Consider the following 17,184-nt stretch of genomic DNA (forward strand, 5'->3'; position numbering starts at 1 on the left):
ACCACCACCGCGCGGCACCGGGGCCGCCGCCCGCGCTCAGCCGGCCGGCGGCCCCTGCGGCTCCCGCGCGCCCGGGTCCTCCGTCACCGAGGTGACCAGCACCGTGACCGGCGGATGCCCCTCCACCGCCCCGGTCACCGCCGCCCGCACCGCACGGGCCACGTCGAGCGCCCGGTGGCCGCCGTCCGTCGCCAGCTCCACCCGGACATGGTCCTCACCCGTGTGCACCGCGGGCCCCAGGACCCGGGTCAGCGTCGCGACCCCGCTCACCGCGGCGGCCGCCCGGCCCGCCGCGTTCTCCGCGTCCGCCGCGCGCGTCACCTCGGCGGGTTCCGGTTCTACCCGATCGGGCGAATCCTCCAGCAGTTCCGTCACCCGTAGGTCCACCTCCGACACCACCAGGCCCAGCCGCCGCGCGGCAGCCGTCAGAAGTGCCTCGCGCAGCGCCGCCGCGGCGGTCGGCAGGGGCTGGTCGTAGGTCGCGGCCATGGTCGCCTCGATGCGCAGCGGGCCCGGTGGCAGAGCACTCGGGGGCGGTGGCAGCTCCGGGTCCGGAGCCGTGTCCGGGGCGGCCACGGCGATCCGCAGCTCCCCGAGGACCGGGCCGGGGCCCGGTCCGGCCGTCGCCCGGCGCAGCACGGCGACCGCGGCCCGTTCCGAGATCCAGGCCCCGTCCGCCGGACCGCCCAGGGGGAGCAGCCGGCCCAGGCCGAGCCGTTGCCGAACCGCGGCCGTCCACCCCTGGGTCCTGTGCGTGCTGTCAGCCGTCGTCATTGCCCCAGCCTGCCGCATCCACGGCGCGAGACTGGGCAAGCGCACTTAATGTGGGCAAGGAAGTCCAACCTGCCCCGAAGGGAAGAACGGCGATGACCGAGACCCCACAGCGGAACCGGCCCGAGAACCCCGACAAGGACTCGACGGGCGGCAGCCAGCTCACCAAGCGCGGCGGTGGCGACCCCGCCACCCGTGGCCGTACGACGATCGCCGACGGAGTGGTGGAGAAGATCGCCGGAATGGCGGCACGCGATGTCGTCGGCGTCCACGCGATGGGCAGCGGCCTCTCCCGTACCTTCGGCGCGGTCCGCGACCGGGTCCCCGGCGGCTCCAAGTCCGTCACGCGCGGGGTCAAGGCCGAGGTCGGCGAGTCCCAGACCGCCCTCGACCTGGAGATCGTCGTCGACTACGGCGTGTCGATCGCCGATGTCGCCCGCGATGTACGGGAAAACGTTGTCGCGGCGGTCGAGCGGATGACGGGACTCGAGGTCGTCGAGGTCAACATCGCGGTCAGCGACGTGAAGCTGCCCGACGAGGACGACGACGATGACCAGTCCGAACCGCGTCTCCAGTAGTCCTCCCCGTCCGAGGCAGTTGAGGAGCACACGATGAGCATGGCTGTGGTCGGCATGGTGGCCGGCATGGCGCTCGGTTTCGCCGGATACTTCGGCGGGTTCGGTGCCTTTCTGCTGGTGGCCGCCCTCGGGGCGATCGGCTTCATCGCCGGTCGGTTCCTCGACGGCGACCTGGAACCCGGCGACTTCTTCCGGAGTCGCGAGCGCGGCGACCGACGGCGGTGACGGCGTTGTCGGGGGCGAGCGGACCCGTACCCGCCGGGGAGCGTGGCGAGACGCGGATCGCCGACCGGGTGGTCGCGAAGATCGCCGCGCAGGCGGCCAAGGAGGCCGTCGACGCGCCGGCGAAGGAGGCGGAGTCGCCGCGCGCCACGGTCACCGTGCACCGCGACACCGCACGCGTCCGGGTGAGCCTGGAGCTCGGATATCCCAGTGACATCGGCCGCCAGTGCGGCGCCGTGCGTCGGCGGGTCACCGAGCGGGTAAAGGCGTTGGCGGGGATGGAGGTGCCCGAAGTGGCCGTACAGGTCGAGCGCCTGCACCCCTCAGGAGCGAGCCTCGCGGCACAGGGGAGGATCCGATGACCGAGCCCCAGCACCCGGAACAGGGCGCCGAGCACCCGCCCGCCGGAGCGGTGGAGCACGGGTCCGTCCTGGCGCTCGACCAGTCCGCCTCCGCCGCGGCGTACGACCCCGTGCCGGACAATGCGCGGGGCGATTCGGGTGCCGGCCGCTTCTGGTCCGCCCGCCGCATCCCGGCGGCTGTCGTCGCGCTGGTCGTCCTCGGCGCGTCCGGGCTGCTCCTCTACGACGTGGCGGCCGTGCGCGCCGACCACCCCGCGATGCAGTGGCGCCGCTCGCTGGCCGACGAACTGGCCCAGCGGCGCCTGGACGACGTCTGGGTGCTGACCGGCGCGTCGGTCGCGGCGGCCCTCGGTCTCTGGCTGCTCCTCCTCGCGCTCACCCCGGGCCTGCGCGATCTGCTGACGATGCGCCGTGACCACCCCGGGGTACGGGCCGCGCTCGACCGGTCCGCCGCCGCCATGGTTCTGCGGGACCGGGCCGTCGAGGTGTCCGGAGTGCAGTCGGTCCGGGTCCGGATGGGCCGGAACAAGGTCGGCGTGCGCGCCGTGTCGCACTTCCGTGAACTCGACGACGTACGCGCCGATCTGGACACCGTGCTCTCCACGGGCATCCGGGAACTGGGACTGGCCAGGCCGCCGGGGCTGTCCGTCCATGTCCGCCGTCCGGCGAAGAAGGGGTGAACGGCGTGCGCAGGACCGTCAACCGGGTACTGCTGGGCCTTGCCGGGCTGGTGCTGATCTGTGTGGGCGGCGGGGTGCTGGCCGCGGCGCTCGGCCTGTCCGTGCCGTCCTGGTGGCCCTGGTACGGCAAGCACGACGTGCTGCTGAGCGAGGCCGACCGGGACCGCTGGCGCGGCGAGGGCTGGTGGTGGCCGACGGTGATCGCGGTGCTCGCCGTCCTCGTGGTCCTCTCGCTGTGGTGGCTGCTGGCCCAGCTGCGCCGCTCCCGCCTCGCCGAGGTGCTCGTGGACAGCGGCGACGGCGAGGGCGCCCTGCTGCGCGGCCGGGCCCTGGAAGGCGTCCTCGCCTCGGAGGCGGGCGCGCTGGACGGGGTGGCCCGTGCCCAGGTCGTCCTGACCGGCAAGCGCAGCACCCCGAGCGCCCGGATCAGGCTGCTGATGGAACCGCACGCGGCACCGGACGAGGCGCTCGGCCGGCTGAACGACGAGGCGCTGGCCCACGCCAGGGACTCCGCCGGACTGGCCGCGCTGCCCGCCGAGGTCCGGCTGAAGGCCGTCAAGCACCGGGCGGAACGGGTGAACTGACGGGAACTGACGGAACGGGTCGTACGACGCGGGGGCGGGACCGGGGAGAACCGGGCCCGTCCCCGCGGCCGTGCGCTCAGAAGCCGTGCCGCGACCCGCCGTCGACCGGCACCATGATGCCCGTCAGATACGAGGCGGCCGGGGAGAGCAGGAAGGCCGCCGTCCGGCCGAACTCCTCCGGGGTGCCGTAGCGGCGCAGCGGGATGCGCGCCTCGTTGGCCGTACGGGCGGCCTCCGCGTCGCCCGAGAGCGCGTCCAGCTCACGCACCCGGTCCGTGTCGATCCGGGCCGGCAGCACACCCACCACCCGGATGCCCCGGGGACCCAGCTCGTCGGCCAGCGACTTGGCGAATCCGGCGAGGCCCGGGCGCAGCCCGTTGGAGATGGTCAGCCCGGGGATCGGCTCGTGGACGGAGCCGGAGAGCACGAAGCCGATGACGCCGCCGTCGCCGAGCGCCGCGGCGGCCGCGCGGGCCAGCCGTACCGCACCCAGGAAGACCGATTCGAAGGCCGACTGCCACTGCTCGTCGGTGTTGTCCGCGAGGAAGCCGGGCGCCGGGCCGCCGACGCTGACGAGGATGCCGTCGAACCGGCCGAACCCCTCCTGCGCGGCGTCCACGAGCCGCTGCGCCACGCTCGGGTCGGCGTTGTCGGCGGCGAGCCCGACGACGTCGGGGCCCAGCTCGTCGGCGGCCTCCCGGACGCTCTTCTCGTCCCGGCCGGTGATGATCACCTTCGCGCCGTCGGCGACCAGCGCGCGGGCGGTGGCGTTGCCGAGCCCGCGCGTGGCGCCGGTGACGATGTACACACGGTCCTTCAGTCCAAGATCCATGGCCCTATCCTGCCGTGTCGTCCCGCGCGGTGTCCTCGGCGGTCTCCGCCTCGGCCAGCGCGACCGCGGTGCCGACCAGCCCGATGTGGCTGAACGCCTGCGGAAAGTTGCCGAGCTGGCGCATCGCGGCCGTGTCGTACTCCTCGGCCAGCAGCCCCACGTCGTTGCGGAGGGCCAGCAGCCGTTCGAAGAGTTCGGTGGCCTCGTCGGCGCGCCCGGTCATCCGCAGTGCGTCCGCCAGCCAGAACGAGCAGGCGAGGAAGGCGCCCTCGCCGCCCGGCAGTCCGTCGATGGAGGTGCCGTCGGTGCTGTAGCGGCGCACCAGCCCGTCGCTGCCCAGCTCCTCGCGTACGGCGTCCACGGTGCCGATGACACGCGGGTCGTCGGGCGGCAGGAACCCGGTCCGGGCGATCAGCAGGGTCGCGGCGTCCAGGTCCCGGGAGCCGTAGGACTGGGTGAAGGTGTTGCGCACGGGGTCGTACCCCTTCTCGCAGACCTCGCGGTGCACGGCGTCGCGCATCGCCCGCCAGCGGTCGGCGTCGCCGGCCAGGCCCGGGTCCTCCTCCAGGCTGCGCACCGCCCGGTCGGCCGCGACCCAGGCCATCACCTTGGAGTGCACGAAGTGGCGGCGCTGCCCGCGGATCTCCCACAGCCCCTCGTCCGGCTCGCGCCAGGTGGACTCCAGGAAGCCCAGCAGGCTGAGCTGGAGGTTCCAGGCGTGCGGCTTGTCGTCCAGGCCCGCGTCCCGGGCCAGCCGCAGCGAGTCGATGACCTCCCCGTACACATCGAGCTGGCGCTGGCGGACCGCCGCGTTGCCGATGCGGACCGGCGCGGAGTTCTCGTAGCCGCGCAGCCAGGGCAGCTCCGACTCGGGCAGCCGGCGCTCGCCCGCGAGCCCGTACATGATCTGCAGATCGGCCGGGTCCCCGGCGACGGCCCGCAGCAGCCAGTCCCGCCAGGCGGCCGCCTCCTCCAGATAGCCGGCCGAGACCAGGGCGCCGAGGGTGAGCGTGGAGTCCCGCAGCCAGCAGAAGCGGTAGTCCCAGTTCCGTACGCCGCCGAGCTCCTCGGGCAGTGAGGTGGTGGGGGCCGCCACGATGCCGCCGGTCGGCCCGAAGGTGAGTGCCTTCAGGGTGATCAGCGACCGCATCACGGCGTCCCGGTAGGGGCCCTGGTACTTGCAGCGGGCCGACCACGCGGCCCAGTCGGCGAGAGTGTTCTCCAGCGCCTCGTACGGGTCGACGAGATCGGGCCTGGGCGAGTGCGAGGGGTGCCAGGTCAGGACGAAGGCCACCCGTTCGCCCTCGGAGACGCTGAACGAGGAACAGGTGGAGAACTGCTGGCCCCACGTCTTGACGGGCGGTTCGCTGCGCAGCCACGCCGAGTCGGGCCCCGCGACCGCCACCCGGTGGCCGTCCGAGCGGCGCATCCACGGCACCACGGACCCGAAGTCGAAGCGCAGCCGGATCACCGAGGCCATGTCGACCGTGCCGCTGACGCCCTCGACGATCCGCATCACATCGGGCTCGTTGTCGCGCTGCGGCATGAAGTCGATGACCTTGACCGTGCCCGTGCGGGTCTCCCAGAAGGTCTCCAGCACGAGTGAGTCACCCGCATAGGCGCGCCGGGTGCAGGTGTCCGCGCCCTTCGGTGCGATGCGCCAGTGGCCGTTGTCCTCGTCGCCGAGCAGCGCGGCGAAACAGGCGCCCGAGTCGAAGCGGGGCAGACAGAGCCAGTCGACAGAACCGTTTTTGCCCACCAGGGCGGCTGTCTGGAGATCGCCGATGAGGGCGTAGTCCTCGATGCGTGGGGTCACGTTCTGGCGTGTTCCCGAACCTGGCGTCCGCTAAGCAGACGGGCCGCGAGGAGAGGCCGGAGTCACCCCGGCGAACGCCGTCCGGGTGCCGGGCGGGCCGGGGTCAGGCCTTCGCCGGCTCGGGCTCGGCGGCGTCGGTCCGCGCCGCGGCCTCGGCGGCGGCCGCGACCCGGTCGCGCTTCTCCCGCCGGGCCAGCACCACGAAGCCGACCGGCACCCCGGCGGCGAACAGCCACCACTGCACGGCGTACGCCATGTGCGGGCCGATCGAGCTGTCGTCGGGGGCCTCGATCAGCTCGGGGGTGTCGCCCTTGGGCTCGGGTCCGGTCTGCTCGATGTAGCCGCCGAGCACCGGCCGGGAGAGCAGCCTGGCCTGCTGGGCGCTGTTGATCAGCATCACCTGACGGTCCGGAAGGTCCGAGATGTCCTTGATGCCGCTGGCGCTGGTCGTCTCGTCGGCCTTGAGCCGGCCGGTGACGGTCACTTCGCCCCGGGGGACGGCCGGTACGTCGGGGAACTGGTGCTGGTCCGCGGCGGTCGGGATCCAGCCCCGGTTGATCATGACCGTGCCGCCGCCCTTGAGGTCGAACGGGATCAGCACATGGAAGCCGATGCTGCCGTCGGTGGCGGTCCTGCGGCGTACGACGACCTCGTGCTTCTCGTCGTACGTCCCGGTGGCCGTCACCGTGCGCCAGTAGTCGGAGCGCGGAACGGTGTGGCCGGGGGAGGTGAGCTTCGCCACGGGGACGGGCTCCGCCTTGAGGTTGCGGGAGATCAGGGCGTTCTGCGCGACCTTGTGCTCATGCCGGTGCAGCTGCCAGAAACCCAGCTCGACCATCGTGGGAATGAGGACGAGGGAGATCAGGGCGAGGATCAGCCACTGCCGGGTCATCAGGAAGCGGTACACCCCACGACGGTACAACCGCGTCATGGGGTGCCTCGCGCAGGGGGTGGCCGAAGGGGGGTGCCACCCGGTGCTCACACCTTGTCGACGATGCCCACCTTCCCCTCCGCGCGGGCGCAGTGACCGCCGCAGAACCAGTGCCCGTCGACCTCGACACCCTGGCCGATGACCTGGACCCGGCAGTGCTCACAGATGGGCGCCATGCGGTGAATGGCGCAGGAGAAGCAGTCGAAGACATGAATCGCGCCCTGCGCATGCACCTCGAAGGACATCCCGTAGTCGTTTCCGCATACCTCGCAACGTGCCATGCGCCACAGGGTGGGACGCGAGGGCGGTGACGGGCGAGCGGCGGGCGGGCGAGTCGCCGCCGGTTCACTCCGATGACGGCGTCGGCCCCGGCACCTTCGCCGTCGCCGGGGCCACGTCCCGCAGGAGATGGGTGAAGGCGCTCTCGTCCACGATCGGGGTGCCGAACGACTTCGCCTTCACGGTCTTGGAGGTCGCCGAGTCCGGGTCGTTGGTGACGAGCAGGCTGGTCAGCCGGGAGACGCTGGTCGCCACATGCAGTCCCGCCTCCACGGCTCGGTCCTCCAGCAGCTCGCGGTCGACCGAGGTGTCCCCGGAGAAGGCCACCCGCATGCCCTGCATGAGCGGTTTGTCCTTCTCGTACCGTCCCGGATTCGGATACGGGCAGGCCGGGCGCTTGCGCGAGGGGCGCCAGCTGGTCTGCCCGCCGTACGCCGGCTGGTAGCCGACCCGGGGGGTGACCGGCGAGTCCGACCACTCGGTCAGCGGCCGGCACTCCAGCAGCGGCAGCCGCACCCCGTCGCGCGCCGCCGCGTGCAGACTCGGGCGGAACGCCTCGGCCAGCACCCGGGCGTCGTCCAGCGCGTGGTGCGCGTGCTGCTGCACCACGCCGAAGTGCGCGGCCAGCGACTCCAGCTTGTGGTTGGGCAGCGGCAGCCGCAGCTCCTTGGCGAGCGCGATGGTGCACAGCCGCTGCCGCACGGGGGCGGTGACCGCCGCTCGCGCGTACTCCCGGGCGAGCATCGACCAGTCGAAGGCGGCGTTGTGCGCGACGAGCACCCGGTCGGCCAGCCGCTCGGACAGCTCGGCGGCGACCTCGGGGAAGAGCGGAGCCCCTTCGAGGACATCGCTCGTCAGCCCGTGGATCCAGACGGGGCCGGGATCGCGCTCCGGGTTGACGAGGGTGTACCAGTGGTCCTCGACATTGCCCCGCGCGTCCAGGCGGTAGACCGCCGCGGACACTATCCGGTCGTCCCGGGCGAGTCCGGTGGTCTCCACGTCGACGACCGCGTACCCCTGCGGGTAGGCGGTCGGCCACGGTGCTGCGGTCTGGCGGTCGTCGAGCATGGTCACAGAGAATACGGGCCGGGACCGACAGTCCCCTATTCGGCCGTCACCCGCCCCCCGGCCGCACCCTTCTCCCCGTCCCCGGCCAGCAGCCCGTTCACCAGGGCCCGCAGGGAGATGACGAACAGCCGGTCCGGGTCGGCCGGCCGGGCCAGCGCGCGGGCCAGCGCGGCGTCGCCGTCCGCCTCCGCGGCGGACCACAGCTCGCCCTCGCCGGGGGACTGGACGGGGGACCGCTCCCGGTTGCGCTCGACCAGCAGGAAGCCGACCGTGTGGACCTGCACCGCCCGGACCGCGTCCGCCGCGCGGCTCCCGCGCAGTCCGGCGGCGTGCACCTCGGCGGCCAGCGCCTGCTGGGCCGGCAGGAACATCCGTTCTGTCAGCCCCCGTTCGTGGACCATCGCGATCAGATGCGGGCGGGCGCGCAGCTCGCGGCGCAGCGCACGGGCGACGGAGACGATCCGGGCGGCCGGGGCCCGGCCGGCGGGCCGCAGGGTGCCCATCTCCAGGACGGTGCGCTCGACGAGGGCGTCCAGCAGCGACTCGCGGTTGCCGACGTGCCAGTAGATCGAAGTGACCGCCGTGCCCAGCTCGGCGGCCAGCCTGCGCATGGTCAGCTGCCGCGGACCGTCACGGCGCACCAGCCCCGCGGCCGCCGCGAGGACCTCCTCGCGGGTCAGCGACGAACGCGCCACATCTCCTCCAGACTCCGAACTCCGTTACACGCACGGCTCTTCACCCTTCACGGGCTCGGGTGTAACTGTGTTACAGAACCCGGCACGGACAACCCCGAACGGCCGATCCAGAAGGGTGGCACCGCATGGCACGTGTACGGTACGGCGCGCGCACCGAGGCCGAGATCGCGGCGGCCCGCGAGGCCCGCTCCCGGCTCCCCGACATCTGGTCCACCGGCGTCACCGCCGTCTGGGAGAGCGACCCCGACGCGGTGGCGGCCGTCCTCCCGCCGCCCCTGAAACCCTCCGGACGCCCGCTCGTCCGGGCCAGTGCGAGCAAGGTCGACCTTCCCGGCTACCCCCTCGGCGCGGGCTCCGTCGCCGTCGCCGCCGTCCACGACGGACACGAGGGCTGGTATCCGCTGGTCATGCCGATGACCCACGAACGGGCCCTGACCGGCGGCCGGGAGGTGTTCGGCGAACCGAAGAAGCTCGGCGGGGTGACCGTGGAGCGCGACGGCCTCCTCGTACGGGCCGCGCTCACCCGGCACGGCATCGACTTCGTCGAGATCCGCGGCGCGGTCGGCGGCCCGCTGCCGCTGCCCGCGCCCACCACCAAGCTCGACTTCTACTTCAAATTCCTGCCCGCCGTGGACGGCGACGGCTTCGAGTCCGACCCCGTCCTGGTCCACTGCACCCGCCACGAGAAGGTCCGCCGGCTGGAACGCGTCAGCGGCGACGTGGTGCTGCGCGAATCGATGTACGACCCGGTCGCCGACCTCCCCGTCCTGCGCGTCGTCGGCCTCACCCTCGGCGAGAAGACCGGCGACCAGAGCGGCCGGGCCGTCGAGCGGGTGAGCGCCGCCGCCCTGCTCCCGTACCTCCACCAGCGCTACGACGACCCCCAGCAGATCCACGACGGACCGCCGCAGGGGAGTGTGCGATGAGGCTCGGACCGGGACAGACCGCCGTCGTCACGGGCGCCGCGAGCGGCATCGGCCTCGCGATGGGCCGCCGCTTCGCGGCCGAGGGGCTGAAGGTCGTCCTCGCGGACGTCGAGAAGGGCGCACTCGACAGGGCCGCCGGTGAACTGAGCCGGGAGCGGGCCGAGGTGCTGCCCTTCCTCGTCGACGTCGCCGAGCGCGACTCCGTACGGGCCCTCGCCGACGCCGCGTACGACACCTTCGGCGCCGTGCACGTCCTGTGCAACAACGCCGGGGTCGGATCGGGCGCCGAGGGCCGGATGTGGGAGCACGAACCCAACGACTGGAAGTGGGCCTTCGCCGTCAACGTGTGGGGCGTCTTCCACGGCATCCAGGCCTTCGTGCCACGCATGCTCGCGGACGGCGGCCCCGGCCATGTCGTCAACACCTCGTCCGGCGACGGAGGCATCGCGCCGCTGCCCACCGCCTCCGTGTACGCCGTCACCAAGTCCGCGGTCGTCACCCTGACCGAGTCGCTGTACGCCCATCTGAAGGCGGAGGGTGCCCCGGTCGGCGCCTCGGTCCTCTTCCCCGGACCGCACATGCTGCGCACCGGACTGTGGGAGTCCCACCGCAACCGGCCCGAGCGGTACGCCAAGGAGCGCCCGCGCCGCACCCCGTACCGCAGCCTCGGCCAGTGGGAGAGCGCGATGCGGGCGGCCGGCCGCACGGTGGAGTTCACCCCCGTCGAGGACGTCGCCGCGACCGTCGTGGACGGCATCCGCGCCGACCGCTTCTGGATGCTCCCCGAGAGCGAGCACAGCGACCGGCAGATCCGCGCCCGGTCGCAGTCGATGCTCGACCGCTCCGACCCGTCCTACCTGGAGAACTTCATACTCGACTGAGGAGTGAGCCATGACCGACGACGACCCGTACCTGATCATCTCCTCCGACTGCCACGCCGGACTGCCCACCGAGGAGTACCGGCCCTACCTGGACAGCCGCTTCCACCGGCAGTTCGACGACTTCCTGGCCGGCCGCGACCGCCGCCGCGAGGAGATGACCCGCCTCGGCGTACGCAACGAGGCCTTCGCCGACCAGTGGTTCCGCGACAACGAGGAAGGGCTCAGGGGCGGTTGGGACGCCGCCCGGCGCATCAAGGAGCTGGACGGCGACGGGGTGGCGGCCGAGGTCGTCTTCCCCGACGCGGACGCCGTGGACAGCCGTACCGCCGCCCCCTTCGGCGTCGGCCTCGGCCTCTCCGGCGACCAGGACCCCGAGCTGGGCATGGCCGGAGCGCAGGCCCACAACCGCTGGCTGGCCGACTTCGTCTCCCAGCACCCCGAACGCCACTGCGGGGTCGCCCTGCTGCCCGTCACGGGCGACACCGACCGGGTCGTGGCGGAGATCCACCGGGCGAAGGACTCCGGCCTCGGCGCCCTCATGATCCCCTCCATGTGGGTGGACAAGGCCCCCTACCACGACCGGCGTTACGACCCCGTCTGGGCGGCCGCCGCCGAGACCGGGATGCCCGTCGTCACCCACTCCGGCGCGGCCCCGCGCCACGAGTACGGCGACCATCTCGGCATCTACGTCTCCGAGGTCACCTGGTGGCCGTCGCGCCCGCTCTGGTTCCTGCTCTGGTCGGGCGCCTTCGAACGCCACCCCGGGCTGAGGTTCGGCGTCGCCGAGTCCGGCTGCTGGTGGCTGCCGAACCTCCTGTGGTTCATGGACCGGCTCTACCTCGGCGCCCACGGCGGCAAGAAGCTCTCGCCGTTCGCCGAACTGAAGCGCCCGCCGCACGAGTACCTCGACCGGCAGGTGTTCGTCTGCGCCACCAACACCAAGCGCCGCGAACTCGCCCAGCGCTACGAGATCGGCGTCGACAACATCCTCTGGGGCAGCGACTTCCCGCACCCCGAGGGCACCTGGCCGAAGACCGCGAACTGGCTCCGCGACACCTTCCACGACATCCCCGTCACCGAGACCCGCCGCATGCTGGGCCTGGCCGCCGCCGAGGTCTTCGGCTTCGACACGGACCGGCTCGCGCCCCTGGCCGCCCGCATCGGCCCCACCCCGGCCGACCTGGGCCAGAGCGCCGACCAGACGGCGGTCGAAGCCTCCTGGGCCCGCTCGCGCGAGACGGGCCGACACTGGCTGACCGGCCACGACTTCCCGGTTCTGGGGGCGTCATGACGGACCGCTACACGGTCATCTCCGCCGACTGCCACGCCGGCGCCGACCTCCTCGACTACAGGCCCTACCTGGAGTCGAAGCACCACGAGGACTTCGACGCCTGGGCGGCGGCCTACGTCAACCCGTACGAGGGCCTGGTGGCCGACACCGCCGACCGCAACTGGAACTCGGACCGCCGCCTCGCCGAGCTGGAGGCGGACGGCATCGTCGCCGAGGTCGTCTTCCCCAACACCATTCCGCCGTTCTTCCCCTCCGCCTCCCTGATGGCCCCCGCACCCTCCCGGACGGAGTACGAACAGCGCTGGGCCGGGCTGCGCGCCCACAACCGCTGGCTCGCCGACTTCTGCGCGGCCGCACCGGGCCGGCGTGCCGGCGTCGCCCAGATCCTCCTCAACGACCCGGCGGAGGCGGCCCGCGAGGTCCGCCGCACCAAGGAAGCCGGCCTCACCGGCGGCATCCTGCTGCCCGGCGCACCTCCCGGCTCGGGCGTCCCCGAACTCCACTCCCCGGCGTACGACCCGCTCTGGGCCGCCTGCGCCGAACTCGACGTCCCCGTCAACCACCACGGCGGCTCCGCCTCCCCGCCGCTCGGCGACGAACCGGCGGCCCGCGCCGTCTTCATGGTGGAGACCACGTGGTTCTCGCACCGGGCCCTGTGGCACCTGATCTTCGGCGGCGCCTTCCGCCGCCACCCGGCCCTCAGGCTCGTCCTCACCGAGCAGGGCTCCGGCTGGATCCCCGGCATCGTGGAGATGCTCGACTACTACCACGGCCGCCTGGTCGCGGCGGCCTCCCGGGCCACGACCGCCGAGTCCCGCTTCGGCGCCGGCCTCTCGGACTCCATGGGCGCCCGCCCCAGCGAGGTATGGCGTGACAACTGCTTCGTCGGCGCCAGCTTCATGCGCCCGCACGAGGTGCCCCTGCGCGACCGGATCGGCCTCGACAAGATCATGTGGGGCAGCGACTACCCCCACGACGAGGGCACCGCCCCCTACACCCGCGAGGCGCTGCGGATCGCCTACGCCGGACTCCCGCCCGCCGAGATCGCGGCGATGACCGGCGGGAACGCCGCCCGCGTCTACGGATTCGACCTGCCCGCCCTGGACCGCATCGCGGCCCGCGTCGGCCCGACGGTGACGGAGACGGCCGAGCCCCTGAAGCAGATCCCGCCGGACGCGACGAGCCCGGCGTTCGCGGCGGGCGGGTCGGTGCGGGTCTGGTGACGCCGGGAAATGAGACCATCCCCGAATGACTCAACCCCAGGCGCACGACGAACCGCACGGCGGCGGGCTGGGTGCGCGGCTCAACTGGCTGCGGGCCGCCGTGCTCGGGGCCAATGACGGTGTGGTGTCCACCGCCGGGCTCGTCGTGGGGGTCGCCGGGGCCACCGGGGACCGCGGGACGCTGCTCACGGCGGGGCTGGCCGGGCTGCTGGCCGGGTCGCTGTCGATGGCCGCGGGTGAGTACGTGTCCGTGTCCACCCAGCGCGACTCGGAGAAGTCCGCGCTGGCGACGGAGAAGCGTGAGCTCCAGGAGACCCCGGAGGCGGAACTCGCCGAGCTCACCGGGTTGTTGGAGGGCAAGGGGCTCAGCCGTGAGGTCGCCCGCGAGGCGGCCGTCCAGCTGACCGAGCGCGACGCGCTGCGCGCCCACGCGGAGGTCGAGCTCGGGATCGACCCGGACGAGCTGGCGAACCCGTGGCACGCGGCGGGCGCCAGCTTCCTGGCGTTCACGGTGGGCGCGCTGCTCCCGCTGCTGGCGATCGTGCTGCCCCCGCTGTCCCTGCGGGTGCCGGTGACCGTGCTGTCGGTCCTCGCGGTGCTGGCCGTGACGGGCTGGTGGAGCGCCCGCCTGGGCGGCGCGGAACCGGGGCCGGCGGTCCTGCGGAACATGGGCGGGGGAGCGGTCGCGATGGCGGTGACGTACGCGGCGGGGCATCTGCTGGGGGCGGCGGGGGTCTAGGGCGTGTCGTCGAACTGGCGTCTGCCGGGCGGCGCCATGCAGGCACTCTCGCCGTACCGGCCCCGGGCCCCGGTGCGTCCAGTACGGGGGCCCGGGGCCGGCGCGCCGAGAGCACCCGCCTGACGCCGCCCGGCCGCCCTTCGGGCGACGACGCCAGTTCGACGACACGCCCTAGGGGCGGTGGATGATGCGGCCCGGCGGGAAGAGTTCGGTGCCGCTGGCCTTCGTGTCGCCCGACAGGGTGACGGTGAGGCCTTCGAAGGCGGCCAGCGGGCTCAGGTCGACCGGGGGACCGTCCAGCGCGCAGTGGCTCAGCCGCAGCGACGTGAGGCCGGGCAGCTCGCGCAGGGGGGCCAGATCGGCGACGGTGCCGCAGCGGAACAGGAGGAGCCGCCGCAGCGCGGTGAGCCCGTGGATCATCCGGGGGTCGAAGTGATCGACCTCGTGCACCCCGAGCGTCGTGAGCGTGGCGAGGGACGGGTGCCGCTCCAGCTCGCCCAGCTGGGTCCGGCCCCCGACCGTGAGGGCGTCCAGGCGCGGCCAGCGCTCGATGCCGTCGAGGCGCAGGTACCGGGTCTGGCGGGACAGGGCGAGGTTGGTGAGCTGAGGGCCGATGGGCAGTTCGCCCACGCTCTCGACGAGCACAGGGTGCTGGGCGGTGAAGGCCGTGAGCCCTGTCATGTCGCGCAGGGGTTCGAGGGACACGTCGGCGTTGATCTCGTACAGCATGAGGCTCCGCAGCGCGGGGGTGGCCAGCGGCCTCAGGTCCTTCACCTCCGGGCAGAGACTGATTCCCACCTCGGTCAGTGAGGGGACGGAGGCCAGGGCGGAGAGGTCCGTGAGCACCCAGTTGTCGTACAGGAAGAGCGCTTCCGGGGCGTCCAGCCGGAGCAGGGGGCCGAGATCGCGGTGGGCGCCGCTCACATGGATCCGCCGGGCCCCGCGGACGTGACGCAGTGCGCCGAGCTGATCGGCCCGGCGCACGTACAGATACGACGTGGCCCAGGAGCCGGCGGAGAGCACCTCCCGGGCGTAGGCCTCCGCGGGGAAGGCGCCCCAGCTCTCGGTCAGTTGGCGGGAGACCTCCGGCCGCTCGTCCTGTCTGAACCCGACCATCACCTCGAACGCGGCGTCGCCCCCGATCAGCCCCGCCGTGCGTACGATCGCGGCCGCCGTGCCCGCGCTCAGGTGGCCGGGCTTCGGCAGCAGGTCCAGCACCAGCTCGCCCGCCTTGGCGAGTTCGTCGGCGTCCTCGGGAGCCAGGGGCGGCAGCAGTTTCTCGGTCCGCGTCTGTACCTCGGAGCGGACACCGGGACTCAGCTCGGGCGCGTGGTCCAGGCTCGCCGCTGCCAGAAGCACCAGGCGATGGCGGTGTTCCGGCTCCTCCTCGGACCGGTGCAGCAGTCTGCTCAGGAGCAGGGTGCGTTCGTCCACCCGGGCGTGCCCCACCGCCATCTGCACCACGTCGTCCCACCCGTCGTCGTGGGCGTTGCGCACCAGAACCCCGAAGTCCCGCGCCTCCACCGCCGCCTTCGCGCCCAGGTAGTCCAGGAACGTCCGGTGCACGAAGGCCACCGCGCCCGGCGCCGGTTCGCGCAGCAGGCCGCTGCGGATCAGCAGGTGCGAGAAGACCTGCGTGGCCGTGCCCCGTACCTGTGGCATGGCCCGCAGCCACTCCGCCACCATGGTGACGGCCTCCTCGCGTGCCGCCTCCAGCTGGCCGTTGCGGATCAGCCAGTACGCCAGCCGCTGGAGCAGCGCCGTCTGCTCCTCCCGGGTGAGGTCGACGCCCTCGACGTTCACGATCTCGCGTTCCGTGTCCCGCCGTACCAGCAGCATGTCCAGCGCCGCGTCGTACAACTCCTTGCGGGCCCGGGGCAGTTGCATCCGCCGGTCGCGGTTGAGCGCGCACAGCAGGGCGCACATCAGGGGGTTGGTCGCCAGCCGGCCGAGGTCCCTGCGCAGCCCGACCGCACGGCGCAAGGACGCCTCGTACACGTCGAGCTGGCCCCGTTCCTCCGGTGCCGGGCACTGCCCGCGCGCCGCGTCGTGCCAGTGCCTGATGAAGGCGCGGATGTCGTCCCGGTCCATCGGCAGCATCGAGTGCGCCACGAAGCCCTGCTGGCCGAGCCACCCGTCGGGGACCGCGGACGGCCGGGTCGTCACCACATAGCGCGACCTCGGGTACGCGGTGATCAGGTCCTTCAGCCACTTCTCGGTACGCCGGCGCAGCCGCATCGGAACCTCGTCCACCCCGTCCACCAGCACCAGGCCCCGCCCCTCGGACAGCAGCCGGTCCGCCCAGCCCGCGGGGGCCGCGCCGTGCAGCGGGACGCCGGTGGCGCGCAGGAAGTCCTCCGGGCCGGGCAGCCGGTCGTCCGAGGTGAACGCGCGCAGCCGCAGCACGAACGGCACACAGCGGTTCCAGTCCGCCAGGTCGCTGTCGAACGACTGCCGCGCGGCGTTCACTGCCAGCCACTGCACCAGCGTGCTCTTGCCGGACCCGGCCGGCCCCCGCAGCAGCAGGCGGCTGGTCTCCGCGAGGGCCTGTTCGGCCTTGACCGTCACCCGGTCCGGCGCGGACCCCTCCCACCAGTCCGGAGCGTCGAGCCGGGAGCTCACCGCCAGGCTGATGTAGGCCGTCTCCAGCGGCCACTCGCCCGCCGACCGGCCGAGTGTCAGCCCGAACAGCCCCATCCGGCTGTGTGCCGCGGCCACGAACGCCGCGTACCGCTCCTCGAAGTCCAGGGCCGCGGCCCCGGGGTGCGGGCCGACCCGGTCCCGTACGTCCGCCACCAGCTCCCGCGTCCGCTCCGCCGCGCGGACCTGCTCCACCGCCGCCCGGGCGGCGAACGACGGCTCGGCGGTCAGCTGCTCCACGACATGGGCGCAGCACCGCTCCAGCAGCTCCCGGTACAGTCCGGCGGCCCGCTCCGACAGCCCCGGCGGGGGCGCCGACAGTTCGGCGGCCAGCCGCTCCGGGGCCAGGTCCAGGGAGAACAGCCGGTCCGCGCTCAGCGTGCCCTGCGCCGCGAAGGTGTCGCGGACCGCGTCCACGGCGGCCAGCCGCTCGTTCTCCGGCAGCCCGGCGTACGACTTGGCCAGCCGCCCGCCGAGCACGGCCGCCAGCCGGCCCGGCTTCGCCGGGCGGGGGAGCGGGCGGACCGGGTCCGGGACCAGGCCCGCGCCGGGCTTGGGCGCGACCAGTGATCTCGCCACCGTGCCGAGTACTGTCGTAGCGAGCCGGATCAGCGCAACTTCCAGACCCTGCAAGGCAGTTCCTCCCCCTGTCGGACTCCGGTGGAG

At 73.2% G+C, this 17,184-nt stretch carries 18 protein-coding genes; 10 read left to right on the forward strand and 8 right to left on the reverse strand.

Features of this window, described 5'->3' with window-relative positions; translation table 11 throughout:
- Nucleotides 1–36: 36 nt before the first annotated feature.
- Nucleotides 37–774, reverse strand: coding sequence for a hypothetical protein (locus RLT58_RS28095; protein WP_311313155.1), 738 nt, complete (start codon nucleotides 772–774; stop codon nucleotides 37–39).
- 92 nt (nucleotides 775–866) lie between these two features.
- On the opposite strand from RLT58_RS28095, the gene RLT58_RS28100 reads away from it, so the two are divergent.
- From RLT58_RS28100 to amaP, 5 genes are read left to right on the forward strand one after another with little or no spacing between them, the layout of a single operon-like run.
- Entirely contained in the window at nucleotides 867–1,349 is a 483-nt protein-coding gene (locus RLT58_RS28100; protein ID WP_311313156.1) for an Asp23/Gls24 family envelope stress response protein, read from the forward strand.
- A 33-nt stretch (nucleotides 1,350–1,382) separates the two neighbouring features.
- Nucleotides 1,383–1,574 carry a hypothetical protein gene (locus RLT58_RS28105; protein ID WP_123526843.1) on the forward strand — a complete coding sequence of 64 codons (192 nt, stop codon included), beginning with the start codon at nucleotides 1,383–1,385 and terminating at the stop codon, nucleotides 1,572–1,574.
- Nucleotides 1,571–1,933, forward strand: coding sequence for an Asp23/Gls24 family envelope stress response protein (locus tag RLT58_RS28110; RefSeq protein ID WP_399131687.1), 363 nt, complete (start codon nucleotides 1,571–1,573; stop codon nucleotides 1,931–1,933). Before RLT58_RS28105 ends, RLT58_RS28110 begins: the two co-directional genes overlap by 4 nt.
- On the forward strand, nucleotides 1,930–2,613 hold the full coding sequence (locus RLT58_RS28115; RefSeq protein WP_311313158.1) for a DUF6286 domain-containing protein: 684 nt from the start codon (nucleotides 1,930–1,932) through the stop codon (nucleotides 2,611–2,613). The genes RLT58_RS28110 and RLT58_RS28115 overlap by 4 nt, the downstream gene beginning before the upstream one ends.
- Nucleotides 2,610–3,197, forward strand: a complete 588-nt coding sequence (amaP, locus tag RLT58_RS28120) for an alkaline shock response membrane anchor protein AmaP (RefSeq protein WP_311313159.1) — start codon at nucleotides 2,610–2,612, stop codon at nucleotides 3,195–3,197. Before RLT58_RS28115 ends, amaP begins: the two co-directional genes overlap by 4 nt.
- A 76-nt stretch (nucleotides 3,198–3,273) precedes the next feature.
- Here the strand turns inward: amaP and RLT58_RS28125 are convergent, their stop codons facing one another.
- The 6 genes from RLT58_RS28125 to RLT58_RS28150 form a co-directional block, all read right to left on the reverse strand.
- A complete protein-coding gene (locus RLT58_RS28125; RefSeq protein ID WP_311313160.1) occupies nucleotides 3,274–4,029 on the reverse strand; it encodes an SDR family oxidoreductase in 756 nt (251 codons plus the stop codon).
- Nucleotides 4,030–4,033: 4 nt separating this feature from the next.
- Nucleotides 4,034–5,845 (reverse strand): glycoside hydrolase family 15 protein, encoded by a 1,812-nt coding sequence (locus tag RLT58_RS28130; protein ID WP_311313161.1) that lies wholly within the window; start codon nucleotides 5,843–5,845, stop codon nucleotides 4,034–4,036.
- 103 nt (nucleotides 5,846–5,948) lie between these two features.
- Nucleotides 5,949–6,752 (reverse strand): SURF1 family cytochrome oxidase biogenesis protein, encoded by an 804-nt coding sequence (locus tag RLT58_RS28135; protein WP_311313162.1) that lies wholly within the window; start codon nucleotides 6,750–6,752, stop codon nucleotides 5,949–5,951.
- 71 nt (nucleotides 6,753–6,823) lie between these two features.
- A complete protein-coding gene (locus RLT58_RS28140; protein WP_311313163.1) occupies nucleotides 6,824–7,057 on the reverse strand; it encodes a metallothionein in 234 nt (77 codons plus the stop codon).
- Nucleotides 7,058–7,121: 64 nt separating this feature from the next.
- Complete coding sequence (locus RLT58_RS28145) at nucleotides 7,122–8,129, reverse strand: DEDDh family exonuclease (protein WP_311313164.1); 1,008 nt, start codon at nucleotides 8,127–8,129, stop codon at nucleotides 7,122–7,124.
- A 29-nt stretch (nucleotides 8,130–8,158) separates the two neighbouring features.
- Entirely contained in the window at nucleotides 8,159–8,818 is a 660-nt protein-coding gene (locus RLT58_RS28150; protein ID WP_311313165.1) for a TetR/AcrR family transcriptional regulator, read from the reverse strand.
- A gap of 125 nt (nucleotides 8,819–8,943) precedes the next feature.
- Between RLT58_RS28150 and RLT58_RS28155 the strand changes: the two genes are divergently transcribed.
- The 5 genes from RLT58_RS28155 to RLT58_RS28175 are packed head-to-tail and all read left to right on the forward strand — an operon-like array spanning nucleotide 8,944 to nucleotide 13,878.
- On the forward strand, nucleotides 8,944–9,744 hold the full coding sequence (locus RLT58_RS28155; protein ID WP_311313166.1) for an acetoacetate decarboxylase family protein: 801 nt from the start codon (nucleotides 8,944–8,946) through the stop codon (nucleotides 9,742–9,744).
- Nucleotides 9,741–10,625: an SDR family NAD(P)-dependent oxidoreductase gene (locus tag RLT58_RS28160; RefSeq protein WP_311313167.1), complete on the forward strand. Its 885-nt coding sequence runs from the start codon at nucleotides 9,741–9,743 to the stop codon at nucleotides 10,623–10,625. The genes RLT58_RS28155 and RLT58_RS28160 overlap by 4 nt, the downstream gene beginning before the upstream one ends.
- A gap of 10 nt (nucleotides 10,626–10,635) precedes the next feature.
- Nucleotides 10,636–11,916, forward strand: a complete 1,281-nt coding sequence (locus RLT58_RS28165) for an amidohydrolase family protein (protein ID WP_311313168.1) — start codon at nucleotides 10,636–10,638, stop codon at nucleotides 11,914–11,916.
- The gene (locus RLT58_RS28170; RefSeq protein ID WP_311313169.1) at nucleotides 11,913–13,139 is read left to right on the forward strand and encodes an amidohydrolase family protein; all 1,227 of its coding nucleotides are present in this window, start codon (nucleotides 11,913–11,915) and stop codon (nucleotides 13,137–13,139) included. Before RLT58_RS28165 ends, RLT58_RS28170 begins: the two co-directional genes overlap by 4 nt.
- Before the next feature lie 25 nt (nucleotides 13,140–13,164).
- Entirely contained in the window at nucleotides 13,165–13,878 is a 714-nt protein-coding gene (locus tag RLT58_RS28175) for a VIT1/CCC1 transporter family protein (RefSeq protein ID WP_311313170.1), read from the forward strand.
- Between the two features lie 171 nt (nucleotides 13,879–14,049).
- Here RLT58_RS28175 and RLT58_RS28180 read toward each other — a convergent pair whose 3' ends face one another.
- Nucleotides 14,050–17,151 carry an NACHT domain-containing protein gene (locus tag RLT58_RS28180; RefSeq protein ID WP_311313171.1) on the reverse strand — a complete coding sequence of 1,034 codons (3,102 nt, stop codon included), beginning with the start codon at nucleotides 17,149–17,151 and terminating at the stop codon, nucleotides 14,050–14,052.
- Between the last annotated feature and the right edge of the window lie 33 nt (nucleotides 17,152–17,184).

It is taken from the genome of Streptomyces sp. ITFR-16, from assembly GCF_031844705.1.
GTDB lineage: Bacteria > Actinomycetota > Actinomycetes > Streptomycetales > Streptomycetaceae > Streptomyces.

Excerpts from the sequence above, each read along its gene's own strand:
- RLT58_RS28095 (WP_311313155.1), bottom strand. The coding sequence starts at position 774 with ATGACGACGGCTGACAGCACGCACAGGACCCAGGGGTGGACGGCCGCG.
- RLT58_RS28100 (WP_311313156.1), top strand. The coding sequence starts at position 867 with ATGACCGAGACCCCACAGCGGAACCGGCCCGAGAACCCCGACAAGGAC.
- RLT58_RS28105 (WP_123526843.1), top strand. The coding sequence starts at position 1,383 with ATGAGCATGGCTGTGGTCGGCATGGTGGCCGGCATGGCGCTCGGTTTC.
- RLT58_RS28115 (WP_311313158.1), top strand. The coding sequence starts at position 1,930 with ATGACCGAGCCCCAGCACCCGGAACAGGGCGCCGAGCACCCGCCCGCC.
- RLT58_RS28125 (WP_311313160.1), bottom strand. The coding sequence starts at position 4,029 with ATGGATCTTGGACTGAAGGACCGTGTGTACATCGTCACCGGCGCCACG.
- RLT58_RS28140 (WP_311313163.1), bottom strand. The coding sequence starts at position 7,057 with ATGGCACGTTGCGAGGTATGCGGAAACGACTACGGGATGTCCTTCGAG.
- RLT58_RS28155 (WP_311313166.1), top strand. The coding sequence starts at position 8,944 with ATGGCACGTGTACGGTACGGCGCGCGCACCGAGGCCGAGATCGCGGCG.
- RLT58_RS28160 (WP_311313167.1), top strand. The coding sequence starts at position 9,741 with ATGAGGCTCGGACCGGGACAGACCGCCGTCGTCACGGGCGCCGCGAGC.
- RLT58_RS28165 (WP_311313168.1), top strand. The coding sequence starts at position 10,636 with ATGACCGACGACGACCCGTACCTGATCATCTCCTCCGACTGCCACGCC.
- RLT58_RS28170 (WP_311313169.1), top strand. The coding sequence starts at position 11,913 with ATGACGGACCGCTACACGGTCATCTCCGCCGACTGCCACGCCGGCGCC.
- RLT58_RS28175 (WP_311313170.1), top strand. The coding sequence starts at position 13,165 with ATGACTCAACCCCAGGCGCACGACGAACCGCACGGCGGCGGGCTGGGT.